The 1,326-nt window shown below is 54.8% G+C and carries 11 tRNA genes and 2 rRNA genes (1 of these 13 cut by a window edge); all 13 read right to left on the bottom strand.

Features of this window, described 5'->3' with window-relative positions:
* Window positions 1–140: 140 nt before the first annotated feature.
* A tRNA-Pro gene (locus tag ACFVU7_RS44995) sits at window positions 141–217 on the bottom strand.
* Between the two features lie 16 nt (window positions 218–233).
* Window positions 234–310: transfer RNA gene (locus ACFVU7_RS44990), tRNA-Arg, on the bottom strand.
* Between the two features lie 9 nt (window positions 311–319).
* Window positions 320–405: transfer RNA gene (locus ACFVU7_RS44985), tRNA-Leu, on the bottom strand.
* An 8-nt stretch (window positions 406–413) separates the two neighbouring features.
* Window positions 414–488, bottom strand: a tRNA-Gly gene (locus ACFVU7_RS44980).
* A gap of 30 nt (window positions 489–518) precedes the next feature.
* Window positions 519–600 (bottom strand) — tRNA-Leu (locus ACFVU7_RS44975).
* Window positions 601–606: 6 nt separating this feature from the next.
* A tRNA-Lys gene (locus ACFVU7_RS44970) sits at window positions 607–682 on the bottom strand.
* 37 nt (window positions 683–719) lie between these two features.
* Window positions 720–795 (bottom strand) — tRNA-Thr (locus ACFVU7_RS44965).
* Between the two features lie 4 nt (window positions 796–799).
* A tRNA-Val gene (locus tag ACFVU7_RS44960) sits at window positions 800–875 on the bottom strand.
* A gap of 3 nt (window positions 876–878) precedes the next feature.
* Window positions 879–950, bottom strand: a tRNA-Glu gene (locus tag ACFVU7_RS44955).
* A 25-nt stretch (window positions 951–975) separates the two neighbouring features.
* Window positions 976–1,066: transfer RNA gene (locus tag ACFVU7_RS44950), tRNA-Ser, on the bottom strand.
* Window positions 1,067–1,069: 3 nt separating this feature from the next.
* Window positions 1,070–1,144 (bottom strand) — tRNA-Asn (locus ACFVU7_RS44945).
* 9 nt (window positions 1,145–1,153) lie between these two features.
* Window positions 1,154–1,269 (bottom strand): 5S ribosomal RNA (rrf, locus tag ACFVU7_RS44940).
* 50 nt (window positions 1,270–1,319) lie between these two features.
* A 23S ribosomal RNA gene (locus ACFVU7_RS44935) occupies window positions 1,320–1,326 on the bottom strand (it continues 2,923 nt past the right edge of the window).

Below are 1,326 nucleotides of genomic sequence, written 5' to 3'. Positions count from 1 at the left end.
CACAGCGACCGCCCCAGATCGGGCCGCGCGACGGCTGCGGGCGCGGCGGCCAGAACGTCGGCGGCAGTGACGGCGGCCGGGGCGGTGGTGCTGCGTGCAAGGCAGGCGCTCTCCCAGCTGAGCTAAGGCCCCATAAAAGATGGTCGGGAAGACAGGATTCGAACCTGCGACCCCTTGGTCCCAAACCATGTGCTCTACCAAGCTGAGCTACTTCCCGTTTTCAAAAGTATGTATGGCGCGCCCGAGAGGAGTCGAACCCCTAACCTTTTGATCCGTAGTCAAACGCTCTATCCAATTGAGCTACGGGCGCAACAATAAGTGCCGAGGGCCGGACTTGAACCGGCACGGTAGTCACCTACCGCAGGATTTTAAGTCCTGTGTGTCTGCCAATTCCACCACCCCGGCAGCATATGTGGAGCGGAAGACGGGGTTCGAACCCGCGACCCCCACCTTGGCAAGGTGGTGTTCTACCACTGAACTACTTCCGCATTACAGGATTTCTTTATGTTGTTTGGCAATGCGGGTGAAGGGACTTGAACCCCCACGTCATAAGACACTAGATCCTAAGTCTAGCGCGTCTGCCAATTCCGCCACACCCGCGTAACATGGTGAGCCATGAAGGACTCGAACCTTCGACCCTCTGATTAAAAGTCAGATGCTCTACCAACTGAGCTAATGGCTCGCTTTTAAAGCGACTTGTCTATCTTACCATATGAAAGTGGTGCCGGCAAGAGGACTTGAACCCCCAACCTACTGATTACAAGTCAGTTGCTCTACCAATTGAGCTACACCGGCATAATGGTGGAGGATGACGGGCTCGAACCGCCGACCCTCTGCTTGTAAGGCAGATGCTCTCCCAGCTGAGCTAATCCTCCATATGACCCGTACGGGATTCGAACCCGTGTTACCGCCGTGAAAGGGCGGTGTCTTAACCGCTTGACCAACGGGCCGATAATTATGATATCTGTAATCATATGGCGGAGAAGGAGGGATTTGAACCCTCGCGCCGCTTACGCGACCTACACCCTTAGCAGGGGCGCCTCTTCAGCCACTTGAGTACTTCTCCATATGGCTCCGCAGGTAGGATTCGAACCTACGACCGATCGGTTAACAGCCGATAGCTCTACCACTGAGCTACTGCGGAATGAAGTCTGCCTGGCGATGTCCTACTCTCACAGGGGGAAACCCCCGACTACCATCGGCGCTGAAGAGCTTAACTTCCGTGTTCGGCATGGGAACGGGTGTGACCTCTTCGCTATCGCCACCAAACCATTGAGAGTGTTCTCTCAAAACTAGATAACAGTAAGCATACATTCAAATTGGTTA

This window comes from Kitasatospora sp. NPDC058046 (assembly GCF_042885595.1).
Lineage (GTDB): Bacteria > Actinomycetota > Actinomycetes > Streptomycetales > Streptomycetaceae > Kitasatospora.
Note: the sequence above shows the minus strand (reverse complement) of the source record. Positions and strands in the feature narration are given on the sequence as shown.